Raw genomic sequence first — 238 nt, 5'->3', positions numbered from 1 at the left:
ATCCCTTTCTGATGAGACTCTACAAGCTGTTGGGAACCAATCGTCGAAACTGTAAAAATCAAACCGAAAGCAAGCCCGAGCACGGTCATGGCGGCAAAGGAGTACCAGAAGGAAGTCGTTTCATTCAGGAAATACAGCATAATCGCCGTCACGACGAGCAGGCCGTTACCGATGATGAGCAGCGGCTTATACCCGTACTGCAGCACCCATTTGCCGCTCGGAACGGCTACCGCCATCC

General features: G+C 52.5%; 1 protein-coding gene. It reads right to left on the bottom strand.

All coding sequences use genetic code 11. From position 1 onward, the window contains the following. Positions 1-238 (bottom strand): MFS transporter (locus KVT27_RS26050; RefSeq protein ID WP_217582319.1); only part of this gene is annotated, 238 nt, incomplete at both ends.

The organism is Lysinibacillus sp. GbtcB16 (assembly GCF_019091145.1).
In the GTDB taxonomy this organism is placed as follows: Bacteria; Bacillota; Bacilli; order Bacillales_A; family Planococcaceae; genus Lysinibacillus; species Lysinibacillus fusiformis.
This window is presented reverse-complemented; position numbering and strand designations above follow the sequence as displayed.